Origin of the sequence: Citrobacter sp. RHB36-C18, from assembly GCF_013814485.1 — a bacterium.
Taxonomy (GTDB): domain Bacteria; phylum Pseudomonadota; class Gammaproteobacteria; order Enterobacterales; family Enterobacteriaceae; genus Citrobacter; species Citrobacter braakii.
The window spans coordinates 4,489,677-4,511,471 of the sequence record NZ_CP057125.1 but is presented as its reverse complement, the minus strand read 5'-3'; the positions used below and the strand labels follow the sequence as shown (position 1 = coordinate 4,511,471).

At 53.8% G+C, this 21,795-nt stretch carries 16 protein-coding genes and 1 rRNA gene; 11 read left to right on the top strand and 6 right to left on the bottom strand.

Features of this window, described 5'->3' with window-relative positions:
* The first annotated feature begins 29 nt into the window (after nucleotides 1–29).
* The 5 genes from rrf to aceK all read left to right on the top strand — a co-directional run bounded on the left by rrf (nucleotide 30) and on the right by aceK (nucleotide 6,454).
* Nucleotides 30–145 (top strand): 5S ribosomal RNA (gene rrf, locus HVZ52_RS21380).
* A 339-nt stretch (nucleotides 146–484) separates the two neighbouring features.
* Nucleotides 485–1,414 (top strand): homoserine O-succinyltransferase, encoded by a 930-nt coding sequence (gene metA, locus HVZ52_RS21375; RefSeq protein ID WP_016155321.1) that lies wholly within the window; start codon nucleotides 485–487, stop codon nucleotides 1,412–1,414.
* 268 nt (nucleotides 1,415–1,682) lie between these two features.
* Complete coding sequence (gene aceB, locus HVZ52_RS21370; protein ID WP_016155322.1) at nucleotides 1,683–3,284, top strand: malate synthase A; 1,602 nt, start codon at nucleotides 1,683–1,685, stop codon at nucleotides 3,282–3,284.
* A gap of 35 nt (nucleotides 3,285–3,319) precedes the next feature.
* Nucleotides 3,320–4,624: an isocitrate lyase gene (gene aceA, locus HVZ52_RS21365; RefSeq protein WP_016155323.1), complete on the top strand. Its 1,305-nt coding sequence runs from the start codon at nucleotides 3,320–3,322 to the stop codon at nucleotides 4,622–4,624.
* Nucleotides 4,625–4,726: 102 nt separating this feature from the next.
* Nucleotides 4,727–6,454 carry a bifunctional isocitrate dehydrogenase kinase/phosphatase gene (gene aceK / locus HVZ52_RS21360; RefSeq protein ID WP_016155324.1) on the top strand — a complete coding sequence of 576 codons (1,728 nt, stop codon included), beginning with the start codon at nucleotides 4,727–4,729 and terminating at the stop codon, nucleotides 6,452–6,454.
* A 17-nt stretch (nucleotides 6,455–6,471) separates the two neighbouring features.
* Here aceK and iclR read toward each other — a convergent pair whose 3' ends face one another.
* Nucleotides 6,472–7,296, bottom strand: coding sequence for a glyoxylate bypass operon transcriptional repressor IclR (gene iclR / locus HVZ52_RS21355; protein WP_047357748.1), 825 nt, complete (start codon nucleotides 7,294–7,296; stop codon nucleotides 6,472–6,474).
* Between the two features lie 195 nt (nucleotides 7,297–7,491).
* On the opposite strand from iclR, the gene metH reads away from it, so the two are divergent.
* Nucleotides 7,492–11,175, top strand: a complete 3,684-nt coding sequence (gene metH, locus HVZ52_RS21350; protein ID WP_181598670.1) for a methionine synthase — start codon at nucleotides 7,492–7,494, stop codon at nucleotides 11,173–11,175.
* A gap of 213 nt (nucleotides 11,176–11,388) precedes the next feature.
* Complete coding sequence (locus tag HVZ52_RS21345) at nucleotides 11,389–13,020, top strand: Na/Pi cotransporter family protein (RefSeq protein ID WP_016155327.1); 1,632 nt, start codon at nucleotides 11,389–11,391, stop codon at nucleotides 13,018–13,020.
* Nucleotides 13,021–13,076: 56 nt separating this feature from the next.
* On the opposite strand, the gene pepE is transcribed toward HVZ52_RS21345, so the two are convergent.
* Together pepE and HVZ52_RS21335 are read right to left on the bottom strand one after the other, a co-directional pair.
* Entirely contained in the window at nucleotides 13,077–13,766 is a 690-nt protein-coding gene (gene pepE, locus HVZ52_RS21340) for a dipeptidase PepE (RefSeq protein WP_016155430.1), read from the bottom strand.
* A gap of 156 nt (nucleotides 13,767–13,922) precedes the next feature.
* Nucleotides 13,923–14,342 (bottom strand): rhodanese-like domain-containing protein, encoded by a 420-nt coding sequence (locus HVZ52_RS21335; RefSeq protein WP_047357746.1) that lies wholly within the window; start codon nucleotides 14,340–14,342, stop codon nucleotides 13,923–13,925.
* A gap of 84 nt (nucleotides 14,343–14,426) precedes the next feature.
* Between HVZ52_RS21335 and ftrA the strand changes: the two genes are divergently transcribed.
* Together ftrA and rluF are read left to right on the top strand one after the other, a co-directional pair.
* Entirely contained in the window at nucleotides 14,427–15,407 is a 981-nt protein-coding gene (ftrA, locus tag HVZ52_RS21330) for a transcriptional regulator FtrA (protein WP_137380578.1), read from the top strand.
* A gap of 68 nt (nucleotides 15,408–15,475) precedes the next feature.
* Nucleotides 15,476–16,351, top strand: coding sequence for a 23S rRNA pseudouridine(2604) synthase RluF (rluF, locus tag HVZ52_RS21325; protein WP_016155331.1), 876 nt, complete (start codon nucleotides 15,476–15,478; stop codon nucleotides 16,349–16,351).
* On the opposite strand, the gene HVZ52_RS21320 is transcribed toward rluF, so the two are convergent.
* The 3 genes from HVZ52_RS21320 to lysC form a co-directional block, all read right to left on the bottom strand.
* A complete protein-coding gene (locus HVZ52_RS21320) occupies nucleotides 16,348–16,620 on the bottom strand; it encodes a DUF3811 domain-containing protein (protein ID WP_003826541.1) in 273 nt (90 codons plus the stop codon). The two genes, rluF and HVZ52_RS21320, sit on opposite strands and share 4 nt — an antisense overlap.
* Nucleotides 16,621–16,721: 101 nt before the next feature.
* Nucleotides 16,722–17,648 (bottom strand): ketopantoate/pantoate/pantothenate transporter PanS, encoded by a 927-nt coding sequence (gene panS, locus HVZ52_RS21315; protein WP_016155433.1) that lies wholly within the window; start codon nucleotides 17,646–17,648, stop codon nucleotides 16,722–16,724.
* 92 nt (nucleotides 17,649–17,740) lie between these two features.
* Nucleotides 17,741–19,090 carry a lysine-sensitive aspartokinase 3 gene (lysC, locus tag HVZ52_RS21310; RefSeq protein WP_181598669.1) on the bottom strand — a complete coding sequence of 450 codons (1,350 nt, stop codon included), beginning with the start codon at nucleotides 19,088–19,090 and terminating at the stop codon, nucleotides 17,741–17,743.
* 302 nt (nucleotides 19,091–19,392) lie between these two features.
* On the opposite strand from lysC, the gene pgi reads away from it, so the two are divergent.
* The gene (gene pgi, locus HVZ52_RS21305) at nucleotides 19,393–21,039 is read left to right on the top strand and encodes a glucose-6-phosphate isomerase (protein ID WP_016155434.1); all 1,647 of its coding nucleotides are present in this window, start codon (nucleotides 19,393–19,395) and stop codon (nucleotides 21,037–21,039) included.
* 470 nt (nucleotides 21,040–21,509) lie between these two features.
* The gene (gene yjbE, locus HVZ52_RS21300; protein WP_003826562.1) at nucleotides 21,510–21,752 is read left to right on the top strand and encodes an exopolysaccharide production protein YjbE; all 243 of its coding nucleotides are present in this window, start codon (nucleotides 21,510–21,512) and stop codon (nucleotides 21,750–21,752) included.
* Nucleotides 21,753–21,795: the final 43 nt, after the last annotated feature.

The window sequence follows — 21,795 nt, the reverse complement described above, 5'->3', positions numbered from 1 at the left end:
CCGAGAGGTGTGTTGATAAACAGAATTTGCCTGGCGGCTGTAGCGCGGTGGTCCCACCTGACCCCATGCCGAACTCAGAAGTGAAACGCCGTAGCGCCGATGGTAGTGTGGGGTCTCCCCATGCGAGAGTAGGGAACTGCCAGGCATCAAACAAGTGAAGAAGCCCATCCTGCCGGATGGGCTTTTTTGCGTCTGCAGGGAATGAAGACTGCCGATGAAGCGTACCGTTTTATCCAGCCCATCATGTTGTAACCGGTGTGCAGGCCTGAGAAGCGCAGCACACCAGGCTCTCCCGGCAGCACATTGCCTGTTACGCGAACGACGAATAGCATTCTCCTTTTTTCTTTACTGCACTAATCTACAGCAAGGAGCCGTGAAACTTTCTCAACTTGAGGATGCAGGCTCGACATTCGCATGATTCCTGGGTATCTTCAGCTATCTGGATGTCTAAACGTTTAAACGTATGTAGTGAGGTTATCAGGTTATGCCAATTCGCGTGCAGGACGAGCTACCCGCCGTCAATTTCTTGCGTGAGGAAAACGTCTTTGTGATGACGTCATCTCGCGCTTCTGGACAGGAAATTCGTCCACTGAAGGTGCTCATCCTCAACCTGATGCCCAAGAAGATTGAAACGGAAAACCAGTTCCTGCGTTTACTCTCTAACTCACCGCTGCAGGTAGATGTTCAGCTATTGCGCATTGATGCCCGCGAGTCACGCAACACCCCTACGGAGCATCTGAATAACTTTTACTGTAATTTCGAGGATATCTGCGATCAGAACTTTGACGGACTGATCGTGACCGGCGCGCCGTTGGGTCTGGTTGAATTTAATGACGTGGCTTACTGGCCGCAGATTAAACAAGTGCTTGAATGGGCGAAAGATCATGTTACATCGACGCTCTTTGTCTGTTGGGCGGTGCAAGCCGCATTGAATATCCTGTACGGAATTCCCAAGCAAACCCGTACGGATAAACTCTCAGGCGTCTATGAGCACCATATTCTTCATCCTCATGCGCTGCTGACGCGTGGATTTGATGATGCGTTCCTGGCCCCGCATTCGCGCTATGCCGATTTTCCTGCTGCCCTTATCAGGGACTACACCGATCTCGAGATTTTTGCCGAAACAGAAGAGGGAGATGCCTACCTGTTTGCCAGCAAAGATAAACGTATCGCCTTCGTAACGGGCCATCCTGAATATGACGCCCATACACTCGGCAGTGAATATTTTCGTGACGTCGAAGCGGGCTTAACGCCGGAAGTGCCCTATAACTACTTCCCAAAAGATGACCCGCAAAATAAACCGCGGGCAACCTGGCGTAGCCACGGCAATCTGTTGTTTACCAACTGGCTCAACTATTACGTTTACCAGATCACGCCATATGATCTGCGTCACATGAATCCAACGCTGGATTAATCTTCTGTAACAGACGATCCTTAAGCGTTTCAGCATGTTGAATCAGGCACCTTCGGGTGCCTTTTTTATTTCCGAAACGCACCTCAATGTGTAATTAAATTTTATTTATATTGTTATCAATAGGTTAATTGATAATTGAATTAAAAATGGAAATTGTTTTTGATTTTGAAATTTAAATGAGTAGTCTTAGTTGTGCTGAACGAAAACCGCACAACGATCCTTCGTTCGCATTGGGGATGTGTTTGGATCAATGACGAGGAACTACGCAATGAATCAACAGGCAACGACAACCGATGAACTGATCTTCACCAGGCCGCGTGGCGAACAGGAACAGCAGATTCTGACCGCTGAAGCGGTGGAGTTTCTGACCGAGCTGGTGACAAGATTTACGCCAAAGCGGAATAAACTTCTGGCTGCACGTATCCAGCAGCAGCAGGATATTGATGACGGTAAGTTGCCTGACTTTATTTCGGAAACAGCTTCCATTCGCGAAGGTAACTGGAAAATTCGCGGTATTCCTGATGATTTACTGGATCGCCGTGTAGAGATTACCGGACCGGTTGAGCGCAAGATGGTTATCAACGCGCTGAACGCGAACGTCAAAGTCTTTATGGCTGATTTTGAAGATTCGCTGGCTCCTGAGTGGAGCAAAGTTATCGACGGGCAGATCAACTTGCGCGATGCAGTCAATGGCACCATTAGCTACACCAACGAAGCCGGTAAAATTTATCAACTCAAACCCAATCCGGCCCTGTTAGTGTGCCGCGTTCGCGGTCTGCACCTGCCGGAAAAACACGTCACCTGGCGTGGCGAATCGATCCCGGGCAGCCTGTTCGACTTTGCCCTCTATTTCTTCCACAACTACAAAACGTTGCTGGCAAAAGGCAGTGGCCCTTATTTCTATCTACCCAAAACGCAGGCCTGGCAAGAAGCGGCATGGTGGAGTGAAGTGTTCAGCTATGCAGAGGATCGCTTTAATCTGCCGCGCGGCACAATTAAAGCGACCCTGCTGATTGAAACGCTGCCAGCCGTTTTCCAGATGGACGAAATTCTGCACGCGCTGCGTGACCACATTGTGGGCCTGAACTGCGGTCGCTGGGACTACATTTTCAGTTATATCAAAACCCTGAAGAACCACCCGGATCGCGTGTTGCCGGACCGTCAGGTGGTGACGATGGATAAGCCATTCCTCAGTGCGTATTCGCGTCTGCTGATTAAAACCTGTCATAAACGCGGCGCGTTCGCGATGGGCGGCATGGCCGCGTTCATTCCCAGCAAAGATGCGGAACGTAACAACCAGGTTCTGACCAAGGTAAAAGCGGACAAAGCGCTGGAAGCCAATAACGGTCATGACGGCACATGGATTGCCCATCCAGGACTGGCAGATACCGCAATGGCGGTGTTCAACGACGTACTCGGTGAAAACAAAAATCAGCTGTTCGTGACCCGTGAAGAAGATGCGCCGATTACCGCAGAACAATTGCTGGCACCCTGTGAAGGTGAGCGTACTGAAGAAGGTATGCGTGCCAACATTCGTGTCGCGGTGCAGTACATCGAAGCGTGGATCTCCGGTAATGGCTGCGTACCGATTTATGGTCTGATGGAAGATGCGGCCACCGCCGAAATCTCTCGTACTTCCATCTGGCAGTGGATCCACCACCAGAAAACGCTCAGCAACGGCAAACCGGTTACCAAACCGTTGTTCCGCCAGATGCTGGCCGAAGAGATGTTGGTGATTCAGGACGAACTGGGGGAACACCGCTACAGCAGCGGGCGTTTTGACGATGCCGCGCGCCTGATGGAGCAAATCACCACTTCCGACGAGTTAATTGACTTCCTGACGTTACCGGGCTACCGCCTGTTGGCCTAATTTACCCACAATTTATCCTAATGGAGCATCTGCACATGAAAACCCGTACTCAACAAATCGAAGAATTACAGAAAGAATGGACTCAACCGCGCTGGGAAGGCATCACCCGCCCCTATAGCGCGGAGGAAGTGGTGAAATTACGTGGCTCGGTCAACCCGGAATGCACGCTGGCGCAGCTTGGCGCGGCGAAAATGTGGCGTCTGCTACACGGCGAATCGAAGAAAGGTTATATCAACAGCCTCGGCGCGCTGACTGGTGGTCAGGCGCTGCAGCAAGCTAAAGCTGGTATTGAAGCGGTCTACCTTTCAGGCTGGCAGGTGGCGGCAGATGCCAACCTGGCGTCCAGCATGTATCCGGATCAATCGTTGTATCCAGCGAACTCCGTTCCGGCGGTGGTGGACAGGATCAACAACACATTCCGTCGTGCCGATCAGATCCAATGGTCAACCGGTATTGAGCCGAACGATCCGCGCTATGTGGATTACTTCCTGCCGATCGTTGCCGATGCGGAAGCGGGTTTCGGCGGGGTACTGAACGCGTTTGAACTGATGAAATCGATGATTGAGGCTGGTGCAGCGGCCGTTCACTTCGAAGATCAGCTCGCATCGGTGAAAAAATGTGGTCACATGGGCGGCAAAGTCCTGGTGCCGACTCAGGAAGCTATCCAGAAACTGGTGGCAGCCCGTCTGGCTGCAGACGTTATGGGCGTTCCGACGCTGGTGATTGCGCGTACCGATGCTGACGCAGCCGATCTGATTACGTCTGATTGTGACCCATACGATAGCGAGTTCATCACTGGCGAACGTACCAGCGAAGGGTTCTACCGTACGCATGCGGGCATTGAGCAGGCGATCAGCCGTGGCCTGGCCTACGCACCGTATGCGGATCTGGTGTGGTGTGAAACCTCCACGCCGGACCTCGAACTGGCGAAGCGCTTTGCCGATGCTATTCATGCGAAATTCCCAGGCAAACTGCTGGCCTACAACTGTTCGCCATCGTTTAACTGGCAGAAAAACCTGGATGACAAAACCATTGCCAGCTTCCAGCAACAGCTGTCCGATATGGGTTACAAATACCAGTTCATTACGCTGGCGGGTATTCACAGCATGTGGTTCAACATGTTCGACCTCGCGCATTCCTATGCGCAGGGTGAGGGCATGCGCCACTACGTTGAGAAGGTTCAGCAGCCGGAATTTGCGGCGGCTAAAGACGGTTACACCTTCGTGTCCCATCAGCAGGAAGTAGGGACAGGCTACTTCGACAAAGTAACCACCATCATTCAGGGCGGCACTTCTTCAGTGACCGCGCTGACCGGCTCGACTGAAGAATCGCAGTTTTGATCAATGCCCGGTGGCACTGCGCTTACCGGGCCTACGAAGGGATGTAGGCCGGATAAGCGAACGCGCCATCCGGCATGACATTGTGCCGGATGGGAGAAATTGATGACGCGTGGCCTGGAATTACTGATTGCTCAGACGATTTTGCAAGGTTTCGACGCCCAGTACGGGCGTTTTCTGGAAGTGACCTCCGGCGCGCAGCAGCGTTTTGAACATGCCGACTGGCACGCGGTTCAGCAGGCGATGAAAAGCCGTATCCACCTTTACGATCATCATGTGGGTCTGGTGGTGGAGCAACTGCGCTGCATTACTGATGGCAAAAGTACCGACGCGGATTTTTTACTTCGCGTGAAAGAGCATTACACCCGGCTATTGCCAGATTACCCGCGCTTCGAGATTGCGGAGAGTTTCTTTAACTCCGTCTATTGCCGGTTATTTGACCACCGCTCGCTGACTCCCGAGCGACTGTTTATTTTCAGCTCTCAGCCAGAGCGTCGTTTTCGCACGATCCCACGCCCGTTGGCGAAAGACTTTTTTCCCGATACCGGCTGGGAGTGGCTGCTTACGCGCGTCCTCAGCGATCTGCCCTTGCGTCTGCCATGGCAGAACAGACATCGGGATATCCACTACATCATCGAACACCTGACCGAAACGCTGGGGGCGGATGTGTTGCAGCGCAGTCATTTGCAGGTGGCGAACGAACTGTTTTATCGCAACAAGGCCGCCTGGCTGGTCGGTAAGTTGAATACCCCTTCCGGGACGCTGCCGTTTTTACTGCCAATTCACCGTACTGACGAAGGCGAACTGTTTGTCGATACCTGCCTGACCACGACGGCGGAAGCCAGTATCGTGTTTGGCTTCGCCCGCTCGTATTTTATGGTATACGCCCCGCTGCCCGCCGCGTTAGTGGAGTGGCTGCGCGAGATCCTGCCCGGTAAAACCACCGCTGAATTGTATATGGCGATCGGCTGTCAGAAACACGCGAAGACCGAAAGTTACCGCGAATATCTGCTCTATCTTGCCCATTGCGATGAGCAATTTATCGAAGCGCCGGGGATCCGCGGCATGGTGATGCTGGTGTTTACCCTGCCGGGCTTCGACCGCGTCTTTAAAGTCATCAAAGACAAATTTGCGCCGCAAAAAGAGATGTCGGCTGCCCACGTCCGCGCCTGTTATCAACTGGTCAAGGAGCACGATCGTGTCGGGCGGATGGCTGACACCCAGGAGTTCGAGAACTTTGTGCTGGATAAACGGCAAATCGATCCGTCGCTGATGGCGCTGTTGCTACAGGAAGCCCCGGAAAAAATTACCGATCTCGGCGAGCAGATTGTCATTCGCCATTTGTATATCGAACGACGGATGGTGCCGCTCAATATCTGGCTGGAGCAGGTCGAAGGCCAGCAACTGCGCGATGCAATTGAAGAGTACGGCAATGCCATTCGTCAGCTGGCCGCCGCCAATATTTTCCCCGGCGATATGCTGTTTAAGAACTTCGGCGTGACTCGCCACGGGCGCGTGGTGTTCTACGACTACGATGAAATTTGCTACATGACGGAGGTGAATTTCCGTCATATCCCGCCGCCGCGTTACCCGGAAGATGAGATGAGCGCTGAACCGTGGTATAGCGTATCGCCGGGGGATGTCTTCCCGGAAGAGTTTCGTCACTGGCTATGCGCTGACCCGCGTATCGGGCCGCTATTTGAAGAGATGCATGCTGACCTGTTCAGCGCCGACTACTGGCGAGGTCTGCAAACGCGGATCCGTGAAGGACACGTGGAAGATGTTTACGCCTACCGGCGCAAACAGCGGTTTTGCATCAGATTTGCGGCTTGATGTCCGGCAAGCCTTTCTTAACGAAATCCGCCGTATGCCAGCGTGACTTCTTTCGCCGCTTTGATCGCCATAGCACCAAACTCGGTCACTCGATCGTCGGTAATGCGCGAAATGGGTCCGGAGATGGAAATAGCGGCAAACGGCTCGCGGTGTTCATCATAAATGCACGACGCCACGCAGCGCAGACCCAGCGCATGCTCCTCATCATCAAAGGAGTAGCCGCGCTTGCGCGTCTGGGCTAAATCCTCTTTCAGATGCACCGGCGACACCAGCGTGGCGTGGGTGTATGCGTGCAGCCCTTTACGGTGCAGCAGGCCAGTCACCTGTTCTTCACTCAGTTGGGATAAAAACGCCTTACCCGCACCGGAGGCGTGCATCGGCAGTTTGCCGCCGATAGGCGCGGACATGCGCATCAGCTGGGTACACTGCACCTGGTCGATAATAATGGCCTGATGGTCGCTTTGATCCAGCACGGCCAGGTTTACCGTCTCACCGGAGTCTTCCATCAGCTTGCGCAGGATCGGGTGGACAATCGCCAGCAAATTACGGCTTTGTAAAAAGCTGCTGCCGACGATAAACGCATGCGCACCCACGGCCCAGTGGCCTAATTCACCCACCTGACGGACAAATCCTTGCTGCTGCATGGTGGTCAACAAACGGTGAGTCGTGGAGTTTGGCAAGCCGGCCTGCTGTGCCAGCTCGGTTAGCGCCACGCTGCCGTTGGATTCCGCAATCCACTCCAGTAGCTTCAGGCCGCGGGTCAGAGACTGAACCTGCCCGGTTGCAGGCGTGGTAGCAGCGGCGGGTTTTCTACCGCGTTTCGCGGGGATTGTGGCAACCATGGCGGACTCCTTTTCTGTATCGTGGAAATCATTTTCGTTTTATTCAATTATAATGCAAGAATTCCTGTACTGATCGGATGAGTGAAGCTGAACATGTCTCATGTTGGCCGTTGTTCTCTTTTCCACCTCTCAGGTTTGTGCCAGTATGGTCTGTTGAGTTTTTTTCGGTCTGGTTGAGCGTTGTCGGGAGCGAGTGTGAGCAGCAAAGTTGAACAATTACGTCAGCAGTTAAATGAACGTATTCTGGTGCTGGACGGCGGTATGGGCACCATGATCCAGGGATATCGTCTGAGCGAAGAGGATTTCCGCGGCGAACGCTTTGCCGACTGGCCGTGCGATCTGAAAGGCAACAACGACCTGTTGGTGCTCAGCAAACCTGAGGTGATCGCCGCCATCCATAACGCCTATTTTGAGGCGGGCGCGGATATCATCGAAACCAACACCTTTAACTCCACGACGATCGCCATGGCGGATTACCAGATGGAATCCCTGTCGGCGGAAATCAACTTTGCGGCAGCCAAACTGGCGCGCGCAGCGGCAGACGAATGGACGGCACGCACACCAGAAAAACCGCGCTATGTCGCGGGCGTGCTTGGCCCAACCAACCGTACGGCGTCTATCTCGCCTGACGTCAACGACCCGGCTTACCGCAATATTACCTTTGATCAGCTGGTGGCCGCCTACCGTGAATCCACCAAAGCGCTGGTGGAAGGTGGCAGCGACCTGATCCTGATTGAAACCGTCTTCGATACCCTGAACGCCAAAGCCGCTATTTTCGCGGTTAAAACCGAGTTCGAAGCGCTGGGCGTTGAGTTGCCGATTATGCTCTCCGGCACTATCACCGATGCTTCCGGGCGTACGCTCTCCGGTCAGACAACCGAAGCGTTCTATAACTCACTGCGCCACGCCGATGCGCTGACCTTCGGTCTGAACTGCGCCTTAGGTCCGGACGAATTGCGCCAGTACGTGCAGGAGCTGTCGCGCATTGCCGAATGCTACGTTACCGCGCACCCGAACGCCGGGTTGCCGAACGCCTTTGGCGAATACGATCTCGATGCCGACACCATGGCGGCGCAAATACGCGAGTGGGCGCAAGCGGGCTTCCTCAACGTGGTCGGCGGCTGCTGCGGCACCACGCCGGAACACATCGCCGCGATGAGCCGCGCAGTGGAAGGCTTGCCGCCGCGCCGCTTGCCGGAAATCCCGGTAGCCTGCCGTCTGTCTGGCCTTGAACCGTTGAATATTGGCGACGATAGCCTGTTTGTGAACGTCGGCGAGCGTACCAACGTCACCGGTTCGGCGAAATTTAAGCGACTGATCAAAGAAGAGAAATACAACGAAGCGCTGGATGTCGCCCGTCAGCAGGTGGAAAGCGGCGCACAGATTATCGATATCAACATGGATGAGGGGATGCTCGACGCCGAAGCGGCGATGGTGCGTTTTCTCAACCTTATCGCCGGTGAGCCGGATATCGCCCGCGTGCCGATTATGATCGACTCCTCAAAATGGGACGTCATCGAAAAAGGGCTGAAGTGCATTCAGGGTAAAGGCATCGTTAACTCCATCTCGATGAAAGAGGGGGTTGAGACCTTTATCCACCACGCGAAGTTGCTGCGACGCTACGGTGCCGCAGTGGTGGTGATGGCCTTTGACGAGCAGGGGCAGGCCGACACCCGAGCGCGTAAAATTGAGATTTGCCGGCGGGCGTACAAAATTCTTACCGAAGAGGTAGGCTTCCCGCCGGAAGACATTATCTTCGACCCGAACATCTTTGCGGTCGCGACCGGGATTGATGAGCACAACAACTACGCCCAGGACTTTATCGGCGCCTGTGAGGACATCAAACGCGAACTACCGCACGCGCTGATCTCCGGCGGCGTCTCCAACGTGTCGTTCTCCTTCCGTGGTAACGACCCGGTTCGTGAAGCCATTCACGCGGTATTCCTTTACTACGCCATTCGCAACGGCATGGACATGGGGATCGTCAACGCCGGACAACTGGCGATCTACGACGACCTGCCCGCCGAGCTGCGCGATGCGGTTGAAGATGTGATCCTCAACCGTCGTGACGATGGCACCGAGCGTCTGCTGGAGCTGGCTGAGAAATATCGCGGTAGCAAAACTGATGACACTGCCAATGCCCAGATGGCGGAATGGCGCAGTTGGGACGTGAAAAAGCGCCTCGAATATTCGCTGGTGAAAGGCATTACCGAATTTATTGAGCAGGATACTGAAGAAGCTCGCCAGCAGGCCGCGCGTCCGATCGAGGTGATTGAAGGGCCGCTGATGGACGGGATGAACGTGGTTGGCGATCTGTTTGGCGAGGGCAAAATGTTCCTGCCGCAGGTGGTGAAATCCGCCCGCGTGATGAAGCAGGCGGTGGCCTACCTCGAACCGTACATTGAGGCCAGCAAAGAGAAAGGCTCCAGCAACGGCAAGATGGTCATTGCTACCGTGAAAGGCGATGTGCACGATATCGGCAAAAACATCGTTGGTGTGGTGCTGCAATGTAACAACTACGAAATCGTCGATCTTGGCGTGATGGTGCCAGCGGAGAAAATCCTCAGAACGGCACGTGAAGTGAATGCCGATCTGATTGGTCTTTCCGGGCTGATTACCCCGTCGCTGGACGAAATGGTCAACGTGGCGAAAGAGATGGAGCGTCAGGGGTTCACTATTCCATTGCTGATTGGCGGCGCGACCACCTCAAAAGCGCACACGGCGGTGAAAATCGAGCAGAACTACAGTGGCCCGACGGTTTATGTGCAGAACGCCTCGCGTACCGTTGGCGTAGTCGCCGCACTCCTCTCTGACACTCAGCGCGATGACTTTGTCGCCCGTACGCGTAAAGAGTACGAAACCGTGCGTATCCAGCATGCGCGTAAGAAACCGCGGACCCCACCAGTAACGTTACAGGCTGCCCGCGACAACGATCTGGCCTTCGACTGGGAAAACTATACGCCGCCGGTGGCGCACCGCCTCGGCGTACAGAGCGTTGAAGCCAGCATCGAAACGCTGCGCAACTACATCGACTGGACGCCGTTCTTTATGACCTGGTCGCTGGCCGGGAAATACCCGCGCATCCTCGAAGATGAGGTGGTGGGAGAAGAGGCGAAACGTCTGTTCAAAGACGCCAATGATATGCTGGATAAACTCAGCGCTGAGAAGACCCTGAATCCGCGCGGCGTGGTGGGCTTGTTCCCGGCTAACCGCGTGGTGGACGACATCGAGATTTACCGTGACGAGACGCGTACGCACGTCATCAACGTCAGTCATCACCTGCGCCAGCAGACGGAAAAAGTCGGTTTCGCCAACTACTGCCTGTCTGACTTTGTTGCGCCGAAACTGAGCGGCAAAGCGGATTACATCGGTGCTTTCGCAGTTACCGGCGGTCTGGAGGAAGATGCACTGGCGGACGCTTTCGAAGCCCAGCATGACGACTACAACAAGATCATGGTGAAAGCGATCGCCGACCGCCTGGCGGAAGCGTTCGCGGAATATCTGCACGAGCGCGTGCGTAAAGTCTACTGGGGCTATGCGGCGAATGAGAACCTCAGTAACGAGGAGCTGATCCGTGAAAACTACCAGGGAATTCGCCCGGCACCGGGCTATCCGGCGTGTCCGGAACACACCGAAAAGGCCACCATCTGGGAACTGCTGGATGTAGAAGCGCACACCGGGATGAAGCTCACCGAATCCTTCGCGATGTGGCCAGGTGCGTCGGTTTCCGGCTGGTATTTCAGTCATCCAGACAGCAAGTACTACGCCGTGGCGCAAATCCAGCGCGATCAGGTTGAAGATTACGCCTTCCGTAAAGGCATGAGCGTGGCGGAAGTCGAACGTTGGTTAGCGCCTAATCTGGGCTATGACGCTGACTGATTCACAAAACTGTCATCTTTATTTACAACAAACAGGGCACTCAATGAGTGCCTTGTCTCTTTATTACGTTTAAACCCTTATACTGAAAGAACGTTCATCGGTACTGCTTGCCGGATGGCACATTTTTGTCGGCCTGATAAGCGTGGCGTCATCAGGTGTTATGTCATCGCTATGAACCTCAGGAACATATAACGATAAGGAGAACCTGATTCCGTGCTAACTCTGTTACACCTGCTTTCTGCTGTCTCTATGCTGGTTTGGGGTACGCATATTGTGCGCACCGGCGTGATGCGCGTCTTCGGCGCCCGTTTGCGTACCGTACTCAGCCGTAGTGTTGAAAAGAAGCCGCTCGCCTTTTGTGCGGGTATCGGCGTGACGGCGCTGGTACAAAGCAGCAACGCCACCACCATGCTGGTGACCTCGTTTGTCGCGCAGGACCTCGTCGCGCTCACCCCTGCGCTGGTGATTGTACTCGGCGCCGACGTCGGGACCGCGCTGATGGCGCGTATCCTGACCTTCGATCTCTCCTGGCTGTCGCCACTGCTGATTTTTATCGGCGTGATCTTCTTTCTCGGACGTAAGCAGTCCCGTGTGGGGCAACTGGGGCGGGTTGGTATTGGACTGGGGTTGATTTTACTGGCGCTGGAACTGATTGTGCAGGCGGTAACACCGATCACCCAGGCTAACGGCGTACAGGTTATTTTCGCCTCGCTCACCGGCGATATCATGCTGGATGCGCTGATTGGCGCTATGTTCGCGATTATCAGTTACTCCAGCCTTGCGGCGGTGCTGCTGACGGCAACGCTGACCGCGGCAGGCATTATCTCGTTCCCGGTGGCGTTGTGTCTGGTGATTGGCGCCAACCTCGGCTCTGGCCTGCTGGCGATGCTTAATAACAGCGCCGCTAACGCCGCCGCCCGCCGTGTGGCGCTCGGTAGCCTGCTGTTTAAGCTGGTGGGAAGCCTGATTATCCTGCCGTTTGTTCATCCGTTGGCAAATCTGATGGATGAACTGCCGCTGCCGAAATCTGAACTGGTTATTTACTTCCATGTCTTCTACAACCTGGTGCGCTGCGTGGCGATGGTGCCGTTTGCAGAACCGATGGCGCGTTTTTGTAAGCGCATCATCCGCGATGAGCCGGAGTTGGATGCGCATCTGAAGCCCAAGCATCTGGACGTCAGCGCGCTGGATACGCCGACGCTGGCCCTGGCCAATGCCGCTCGTGAAGCTCTGCGCATCGGCGACGCGATGGAGCAGATGATGGACGGGCTGAAGAAGGTGATGCACGGCGAGCCGCGTGAAGAGAAAGAGCTGCGCAGGATGGCGGACGACATTAACGTGCTATACACGGCAATTAAGCTCTATCTGGCCCGGATGCCAAAGGATGAACTGGCGGAAGAGGAATCACGCCGTTGGGCGGAGATTATCGAAATGTCGCTTAACCTCGAGCAGGCTTCCGATATTGTCGAACGTATGGGCAGTGAGATAGCGGATAAGTCGCTGGCTGCTCGTCGCGCATTCTCCGTGGAAGGATTGAAAGAGCTGGATGCGCTCTTCGATCAACTGCTCAGCAATCTGCAGCTGGCGATGTCGGTGTTCTTCTCAGGTGACGTGACCAGCGCCCGTCGTCTGCGCCGTAGCAAGCACCGTTTCCGTATTCTCAACCGTCGGTATTCGCATGCGCACGTTGACCGTCTGCATCAGCAGAACGTGCAGAGCATCGAGACCAGCTCCTTGCACCTGGCGCTGCTGGGCGATATGCAGCGTCTGAACTCGCTGTTTTGTTCCGTGGCCTATAGCGTGCTGGAACAGCCGGATGAGGACGATGAGCGCGACGATTATTGAGTGAGGTGGACCGGTTGGCCGGATAAGGCATTTATGCCGTTATCCGGCAACGTCGGTTAGAAGCAGTGACCTGCTTCGAGGGCAACCGCGTCTTCACCCGCTTTAAAGACGTAAGTGGTGTTCGGACCGCCAAGAACCGCCTGGCCGTTACTCACCTTAATCCAGTTTCCTTCCGGCAAACCAATCACCGTCAGCTCTGGTGCCACAACCAGCAGCTCGCGAATACGCTGTTCACGCGTTTCGCCTTTGTGGCCTTCCGGAAGCGCATTGGTGAAATGTGGGTTAATCTGCAGCGGGAACAGACCCAGGGCATCAAAACCTTTTGGATCGACAATCGGCATGTCGTTGGTGGTGCGGATGGTCTGGCAGGCGAGGTTAGAACCTGCGCTCCAGCCGATGTACAGCGCACCGCGTTTGACGACATCCACAATCGGCGCCAGCAGTCCGCGCTCGCGGCTCTCTTTCAGTAACTGGAAGGTGTTACCCCCGCCGACAATCACCAGCTCTGCGTTTTCAATGGCAGCGATCGGATCGGCAACGGTATGAATGCCAGTAACGTTGACGCCCATTGGCGCAAAGATGGCTGCCGTTTTCGCCGTGTATTCATCCCAGGTTTGAGTCACGCCAGCGAACGGAATAAACACCGCCGTACGGCGACCATTCAGCTGCTCAGCAATCAGTGGTAGCGCATGTTCCATCCAGCCTTTGCCCGGCAGCGTCGAGTTACTCAATAAAAGCAGTTCCATCATTTCTCCATGTAATCAGAAAATTACAAACCGCGCTAATGCTACCACTATCAGCGTAACGCCTTACTGATATGGCTCACGATGTTGGAAGGGGGGAAAGCCGAACGGGTTAACCACAACCTCCTGTTGGAAAAACCCGTTCAGACTTAACAACGATCAATCTATTGAAACAGCGTCCTTTTGCGTAGTGGCAAACGCCAGGCCTTCGTCCTCCCAGCCCTTAATACCACCAATCATTATTTTCACCGGTCGACCTAGCTGCGCCAACTTCAGCGCCGCGCGATCGGCCCCGTTACAGTGTGGGCCAGCGCAATAGACGACAAACAGTGTGTCCTGTGGCCATTTTTTCAAGGATTCCGTATTTATCAGTCTATGGGGAAGATGAATCGCGCCAGGGATATGACAACGGGAAAAACTCTCTGCACTCCCCACTACATGTAAAAGCACAAAATCTTTGTCGTCAGCAGCAATCGCGGAATGAACGTCAGAACAATCCGTCTCCATATTCAGACGTTGCTGGAAATGGGCGATAGCTTGTGCAGATGAAGCGGCTGGAATATCAGTTACGGTACTCATATTGTTGTTTTCTCTTGTGGTGAAATCAGCTGTTGTGTTACCTCTTATCTCATCAAAAAATTAACCTCGAAACACCCTCTGACCATGACAGATTCCGCCAGGATCATGACAACATCTTCTCGCCCGTTGGTCGTTGCACTCGCTTATGACGGGCTATGTACTTTCGAGTTTGGCGTCGCAGTGGAAGTTTTTGGGCTTCCGCGACCTGAGCTGGGAGAGGGCTGGTATCGTTTTGCCGTGGCTTCGGTTGATCAAGGTGAATTAAGGGCAACTGGCGGGGTTCGTATCGTTGTGGACGGTGGATATGAATTGCTGCAAGAAGCAGACACTATTGTCATTCCTGGCTGGCGTGACGTGAGCTCACCGGTCCCGGAAGCATTATGCGATGCGCTTCGTGAAGCACATCAACGCGGTTGTCGAGTCATCTCTATCTGTTCTGGTGTATTTGTTCTGGCTGCGGCAGGTTTGCTGGATGACCGTAAGGCGACGACGCACTGGCGTTACGTCAGTGAACTCCAGCGACGCTTTCCCGCCATCAACGTCGTGGAAGATGTCCTGTATGTCGGTCACCACGACGTGCTCACTTCGGCAGGTAGTGCGGCAGGGATTGATTTATGTTTGCATGTGGTGCGCACTGATTTTGGACTTGAGGTTGCCAATAATGTGGCCCGTCGCCTGGTGCTGCAGCCCCACAGGGATGGCAGCCAGACTCAGCAACACCTGCGTCCTGTTGCCCGCAGTCGGGAAAGCCAGCGTTTTGGTCTTTTGCTTGACTGGTTACATAACAATATCGCGCAGAAGCATACCCTTGACGCTCTGGCCAGCCAGGTCGGTATGAGTCCCCGAACGTTGATGCGGCGATTTCAGGAGTCAACGGGGCTTACTCCCGCACGTTGGCTGATGAATGAACGGCTAAACCGTGCGCAGCAGGCGCTCAATACATCCCATATCAGTATTGAGCAGATCGCGCAGCAAACCGGGTTCGGCAGCGCAAACTCTTTGCGTTACCACTTTCAAAAACGATTTGGTATCAGCCCGCAGGCATTACGTAATCAGATGCGATAGCACATTTTCACACTCTGCTTTTTTATCCCCCGCAAGGTAGGGTATATTTCGCTGTCAAAGGAGAAATTATGCTGCCCGACTCATCCATCCGATTAAATAAATACATCAGTGAAAGCGGAATCTGCTCGCGCCGCGAGGCGGATCGCTTTATCGAACAAGGGAATGTCTTCCTGAATGGTAAACGCGCCACCATTGGCGATCAGGTGATGCCTGGCGACGTCGTAAAAGTGAATGGTCGGTTGATTGAGCCGCGTGAAGCGGAAGATCTGGTTTTTATCGCGCTGAACAAGCCGGTAGGGATTGTCAGCACCACTGAAGACAGCGAACGCGACAACATTGTTGATTTTGTTAACCACAGCAAGCGCGTGTTCCCAATCGGTCGTCTGGACAAAGATTCCCAGGGGCTTATCTTTCTGACCAACCACGGCGACCTGGTGAATAAAATCCTGCGTGCCGGTAACGATCACGAAAAAGAGTATCTGGTGACGGTAGATAAGCCGGTCACTGATGACTTTATCCGTGGGATGAGTGCCGGTGTGCCAATCCTTGGCACCGTCACCAAGAAATGTAAGGTCAAGAAAGAAGCGCCATTTGTGTTTCGCATCACGCTGATTCAGGGGCTGAACCGCCAGATCCGTCGTATGTGCGAGCACTTTGGCTATGAAGTTACTAAGCTTGAGCGTACACGTATCATGAACGTTGGTCTGTCCGGCCTGCCGCTGGGTGAATGGCGCGACCTGACGGATGACGAACTGATCGACCTGTTCAAGCTGATTGAGAACTCGTCCTCAGAAGCCAAACCGAAGGCGAAAGCGAAGCCAAAAACCGCAGGCATTAAGCGCCCGGTGGTGAAAATCGAAAAATCGGCTGAGAAAGAGAAATCGCGCCCGGCGGCAAACGGGAAGCGTTTTACCTCGCCGGGGCGTAAGAAGAAAGGGCGTTAACGTCTGCCGCGCGTTGGCGTATTCGCTGACCAGGAAAATGATGCTTCCGCATCCGGTTTATAAGCCTGCTTTTTCTTCAACTGGCGGGCTTTTTTAGCTTCTGCTTCGCGCAAGGCCATCAGTTTATCGATGTACTCTTTCTTGATGCTGTTGGTCTCAGCGTTGGTCAGCAGCCGACCATGCGCAATGCGCGCGCGGTCGAGCAGCGTTTTCAGTTCACGCTGTTCGCGCTCGGTCATCTCTTTTTGGGTAATGCGGGGGAGTGCCATAAGGGTGCCCTCTGTTAGCCGATATCCGCAGTGTACGGCAAAGTGCAGAGGCTGGGTAGGCCGGATAAGGTGTTAGCTGCTATCCGGCCTGCCGCCGTCAATTAGCAGCGTTCTTTTTCTTTAATCGGTTTACCGGACCAGTAACCTGCCAGCAGCGAACCGGAAAGGTTATGCCAGACGGAGAACAACGCGCCGGGCAGCGCCGCGAGCGGGCCAAAGTAGATTTTGCCCAGCGCAGCGGCAAGGCCTGAATTCTGCATGCCCACTTCAATAGCCAACGTACGACAGGTTGACTCGTCGAAACCAAACAGTTTTCCGCCCCAGTAGCCGCCGAGCAAGCCAATGGTGTTATGCAGGATCACGGCGATAATCACCACAAAGCCGACAGACGCAATGTGCGAGGCGGACCCCGCCACGACGGCGCTGATGATCGCCAGGATACACACCATAGAAAACGCCGGTAGATACGGTTCCACGGCTTTTACGACGCGTGGGAACAGATGGTGAATGACCAGTCCCAAAGCAATCGGAATGACCACGATCTGCAGAATACTCAGCAGCATACCCATCACATCCACCTGGATATGCGCGTCGACATACAGCCGTGTCAGCAGCGGCGTGGCGACAACGCCGACCAGCGTTGAAACCGATGAAATAGTCACGGAGAGTGCCACATCACCTTTTGCCAGATAGATCATGACGTTCGATGCCGTTCCGCTGGCGACGCTACCGACCAGCACCATCCCTGCCGACAGTTCCGGCGGCATATTAAATGCCAGCGCCAAAATCCATGCGGCGAGCGGCATCACCAGATAGTGCAGGAAAATACCCGCTGCGACCGGTGCGGGGCGTGAAAGTACGCGTTTAAAGTCGTCCACCTTCAGGTGAACGCCCATGCCGAACATGATCAGCATCAGCAACGACGGTACGAATGGCCCGACAGGCGTAAAGGTGGAGGGGGTGTAATACGCAATAACAGAGAGCAGCAGCGCCCATAACGGGAACAGCCGCGTGAGAGTAGCGAGCATGTTATCTTCCTTGCGATTGAAATGTGTTGTGTTGTTATAAAAAAGCCGGGTTCGAGCCCGGCTATAGTTATTGTTTATCGCGTGATGAAATATTATTCAAACAAATTATGATGCAGCTTCTGTACCACCTGTTCGGCTTCGCTACCGGGCACCAGGAAGCACAAGTTATGGCTGGACGCGCCGTAGCAAATCATGCGGATGTTGAACGGCTCCAGTACACCAAACACCTCTTTACCCACGCCGCAGGCTTTGGACAGGTCGTTGCCAATCAACGCCACCAGCGCCAGTCCTTCTTCGACTTCAACCCGGCACAGGGCAGACAGTTCCATCAGCAGAGACTGCGTTAACAGCGTATCGCCGGTGGAGGTTGAACCGGTGGTATCCAGCGTCAGCGCTACGCTGACTTCAGATGTGGTAATTAAATCTACCGAGATATTGTAGCGTGCAAGGATGCCGAACACTTCTGCTAAAAAGCCGCGAGAGTGCAGCATATTCAGGCTATGCAGCGTCAGCAGCGTCTGCTTACGGCGTAGCGCCAGCGCACGGAACAGCGGTGGATTCGCGGTTTTATTGCAGACCAGCGTACCGCCTGCTTTTGGATCCTTGCTGGAGCCAACAAATACCGGGATATCGCTACGTACGGCCGGCAACAGGGTTGCCGGGTGCAGCACTTTCGCGCCAAAGGTCGCCATTTCCGCGGCCTCTTCAAAGGCGATTTCATCAATACGCTGCGCTGCAGGAACAACGCGCGGATCGGTAGTGTAAATGCCTGGAACATCGGTCCAGATATCGACGCGCGTTGCGTGCAGCGCTTCGGCCAGCAGGGCGGCTGTATAATCGCTACCGCCGCGCCCCAACGTGGTGGTGCGGCCTTTGCCTTCGCTGCCGATAAAACCCTGAGTGATTACCAGACCTTCGCTCAGACGCGGGGCCAACTGAAGCGTTGCCAGTTCAGCCAGCGCCGCGACGTCGGGTTCTGCGCGACCAAAACGATCGTTGGTGCGCATCACTTTACGCACGTCAAACCACTGTGCTTGCACGTTGCGTTCACGCAGGATTTCGACGAACAACAGGGTAGACATCAGTTCACCGTGGCTGACCAGTTCGTCGGTCAGGGCGGTTGAGGTCGCCAGTGACGCCGCTTCTGCCAGCGTGGTGATGTTTTCCAGCAGACGTTCAATCTCTTCACGAATTACGTTTGGATAACGCAGGCGTTCCAGAATATTGAACTGAATTTGACGAATGGCGTCGAGTTTTTCGAAGCGCTCGGTTGGCTCCAGCCCTTCAGCCAGTGCGACCAGCAGGTTGGTAATTCCAGCGGAAGCGGAAAGTACCACTACACGGACGTTAGCATCAGAAAGTACCACATCAGCGCTGCGATTCATGGCATCAAAATCCGCCACGCTGGTACCGCCAAACTTGGAGACAACTACATCAGTCATAACTACCTCGTGTCAGGGAATGAATAGAGCGACCATGGCACATAAGGCAGAACGAAAACCGGTGCAGGCGCAAATGCAAATACCGTATTTATAAATAAAATGTGTAGCTTGCACTGTCAACGCTGGGATTATGCGGATTTTTCATGCTGCGTTTCCGTTCAGTAACAGCGCTTATAACATCTATACTTTTTACCCTGGTTCGATGGATACAAGGGCGATGGCATTAAAACAATCACACTTTTCTGTGACTGGCGTTACAATCGATCTCAGTCACAATTCTCAAAATCAGAAGAGTATTGCTAATGAAAAACATCAATCCAACGCAGACCTCAGCCTGGCAGGCACTACAAAAACACTTTGAAGAGATGAAAGACGTTACTATCGCGGATTTGTTCGCGAAAGATAGCGATCGTTTCGCTAAATTTTCCGCGACGTTTGACGATCTGATGCTGGTGGATTTCTCCAAAAACCGCATCACTGAAGAGACGCTGGCTAAACTGCAGGATCTGGCGAAAGAGACCGATTTGGCAGGCGCCATCAAGTCCATGTTCTCCGGTGAGAAAATTAACCGCACTGAAGACCGTGCCGTGCTGCACGTGGCGCTGCGCAACCGTAGCAACACTCCAATCATCGTTGACGGCAAAGATGTGATGCCGGAAGTGAACGCGGTGCTTGAGAAGATGAAATCCTTCTCTGAAGCGATAATCTCCGGAAGCTGGAAAGGCTATACCGGTAAAGCCATTACTGATGTCGTGAACATCGGTATCGGCGGTTCAGACCTCGGCCCGTTCATGGTGACCGAAGCGCTGCGCCCGTACAAAAATCACCTGAACATGCACTTTGTGTCTAACGTCGATGGTACGCACATTGCCGAAGTGCTGAAGAAAGTGAATCCGGAGACTACGCTGTTCCTGGTCGCTTCCAAAACCTTCACCACTCAGGAAACCATGACTAACGCCCACAGCGCGCGCGACTGGTTCCTGGCGACCGCTGGCGACAACAAGCACGTTGCCAAACACTTCGCAGCGCTCTCCACTAACGGTAAAGCGGTTGGCGAGTTCGGTATTGATACCGCCAATATGTTCGAGTTCTGGGACTGGGTTGGCGGTCGTTACTCCCTGTGGTCTGCAATCGGTCTGTCCATCATCCTTTCTGTGGGCTTCGACAACTTTGTTGAGCTGCTTTCTGGCGCGCACGCCATGGACAAACACTTCTCCACCACTCCGGCGGAGAAAAACTTGCCGGTGCTGCTGGCGCTGATCGGTATCTGGTACAACAATTTCTTCGGTGCTGAAACCGAAGCGATTCTGCCGTACGACCAGTATATGCACCGTTTCGCGGCCTACTTCCAGCAGGGCAATATGGAATCCAACGGTAAATACGTTGACCGTAACGGCAATGCGGTGGATTACCAGACAGGCCCAATCATCTGGGGTGAGCCGGGTACTAACGGTCAGCATGCGTTCTACCAGCTGATTCATCAGGGTACCAAAATGGTACCGTGCGATTTCATCGCTCCGGCAATCACCCACAACCCGCTGTCGGATCACCATCCGAAACTGCTGTCTAACTTCTTCGCTCAGACCGAAGCGCTGGCTTTTGGTAAATCTCGTGAAGTGGTTGAGCAGGAATACCGCGACCAGGGTAAAGATCCGGCAACGCTTGACCACGTTGTGCCGTTCAAAGTGTTCGAAGGTAACCGTCCAACTAACTCCATCCTGCTGCGCGAAATCACACCGTTCAGCCTGGGTGCGCTGATTGCGCTGTACGAGCACAAAATCTTCACTCAGGGCGCGATCCTGAATATCTTCACCTTTGACCAGTGGGGCGTTGAGCTGGGCAAACAGCTGGCGAATCGCATTCTGCCAGAGCTGAATGATGATAAAGAAATCACCAGCCATGATTGCTCAACTAACGGTTTGATTAACCGTTATAAGTCCTGGCGTTAATCTGCTTCTTCCTTCGAGCCGCAGCGCTGTTGGCTGCGTTCGTTAACCCCGGTCGCATAGCTATCTATGCTCCCGGGGATTAACGATCTTGCCGCCTTGCTGCAATTCGAATGAATTTGCAGATTACTTATAAAAAAAGCCGATATTAATATCGGCTTTTTTTATAATCTGGCGCCCGAATATCTACGTTTTTGCTTTACACCTTTATTGAGCTTAATCCTAAAATAATTCATTCAACGTTATCGTGTTTCTGGTTTTTTCAGAATTACCGGATGTTGTGTTTTTGTTTTTATATTTTAACTTTTTGATTGTATTGATTTAATTATCTATCGTTAATCATTTTATTTCTTGCTATCTAATTATCCTAAATTCCCGCCTGGCGTAATTTGCACACTTTGGCTTGTGTATACTCGATCTCGCCCGAAATTCTTTTGGGTAAATCTCCATTCATACAATGAAGGGAATTTGTGATGAAAAAAGTTCTGTATGGCCTTTGGGCTATATCTGCGCTTGCGGCGACTTCTGTCTATGCTGCCCCCGTTCAGGTGGGTGAGGCTGCAGGGTCGGCTGCCGCGTCGGTTTCGGCAGGAAGTTCCTCCGCAACCAGCGTGAGCACCGTAAGTTCTGCGGTGGGGGTTGCCCTTGCGGCAACCGGTGGCGGCGATGGTTCTAACACCGGAACCACAACCACCACAACTACCAGTACCCAGTAATACCGGTACGTTTAATTCTAACCACACTTCGGTGTGGTTATTT

What these genes read in the sequence shown, in the direction of transcription:
- metA (WP_016155321.1), top strand. Translation starts at nt 485, where the DNA reads ATGCCAATTCGCGTGCAGGACGAGCTACCCGCCGTCAATTTCTTGCGT.
- aceB (WP_016155322.1), top strand. Translation starts at nt 1,683, where the DNA reads ATGAATCAACAGGCAACGACAACCGATGAACTGATCTTCACCAGGCCG.
- aceA (WP_016155323.1), top strand. Translation starts at nt 3,320, where the DNA reads ATGAAAACCCGTACTCAACAAATCGAAGAATTACAGAAAGAATGGACT.
- aceK (WP_016155324.1), top strand. Translation starts at nt 4,727, where the DNA reads ATGACGCGTGGCCTGGAATTACTGATTGCTCAGACGATTTTGCAAGGT.
- iclR (WP_047357748.1), bottom strand. Translation starts at nt 7,296, where the DNA reads ATGGTTGCCACAATCCCCGCGAAACGCGGTAGAAAACCCGCCGCTGCT.
- pepE (WP_016155430.1), bottom strand. Translation starts at nt 13,766, where the DNA reads ATGGAACTGCTTTTATTGAGTAACTCGACGCTGCCGGGCAAAGGCTGG.
- HVZ52_RS21335 (WP_047357746.1), bottom strand. Translation starts at nt 14,342, where the DNA reads ATGAGTACCGTAACTGATATTCCAGCCGCTTCATCTGCACAAGCTATC.
- ftrA (WP_137380578.1), top strand. Translation starts at nt 14,427, where the DNA reads ATGACAGATTCCGCCAGGATCATGACAACATCTTCTCGCCCGTTGGTC.
- rluF (WP_016155331.1), top strand. Translation starts at nt 15,476, where the DNA reads ATGCTGCCCGACTCATCCATCCGATTAAATAAATACATCAGTGAAAGC.
- HVZ52_RS21320 (WP_003826541.1), bottom strand. Translation starts at nt 16,620, where the DNA reads ATGGCACTCCCCCGCATTACCCAAAAAGAGATGACCGAGCGCGAACAG.
- panS (WP_016155433.1), bottom strand. Translation starts at nt 17,648, where the DNA reads ATGCTCGCTACTCTCACGCGGCTGTTCCCGTTATGGGCGCTGCTGCTC.
- lysC (WP_181598669.1), bottom strand. Translation starts at nt 19,090, where the DNA reads ATGACTGATGTAGTTGTCTCCAAGTTTGGCGGTACCAGCGTGGCGGAT.
- pgi (WP_016155434.1), top strand. Translation starts at nt 19,393, where the DNA reads ATGAAAAACATCAATCCAACGCAGACCTCAGCCTGGCAGGCACTACAA.
- yjbE (WP_003826562.1), top strand. Translation starts at nt 21,510, where the DNA reads ATGAAAAAAGTTCTGTATGGCCTTTGGGCTATATCTGCGCTTGCGGCG.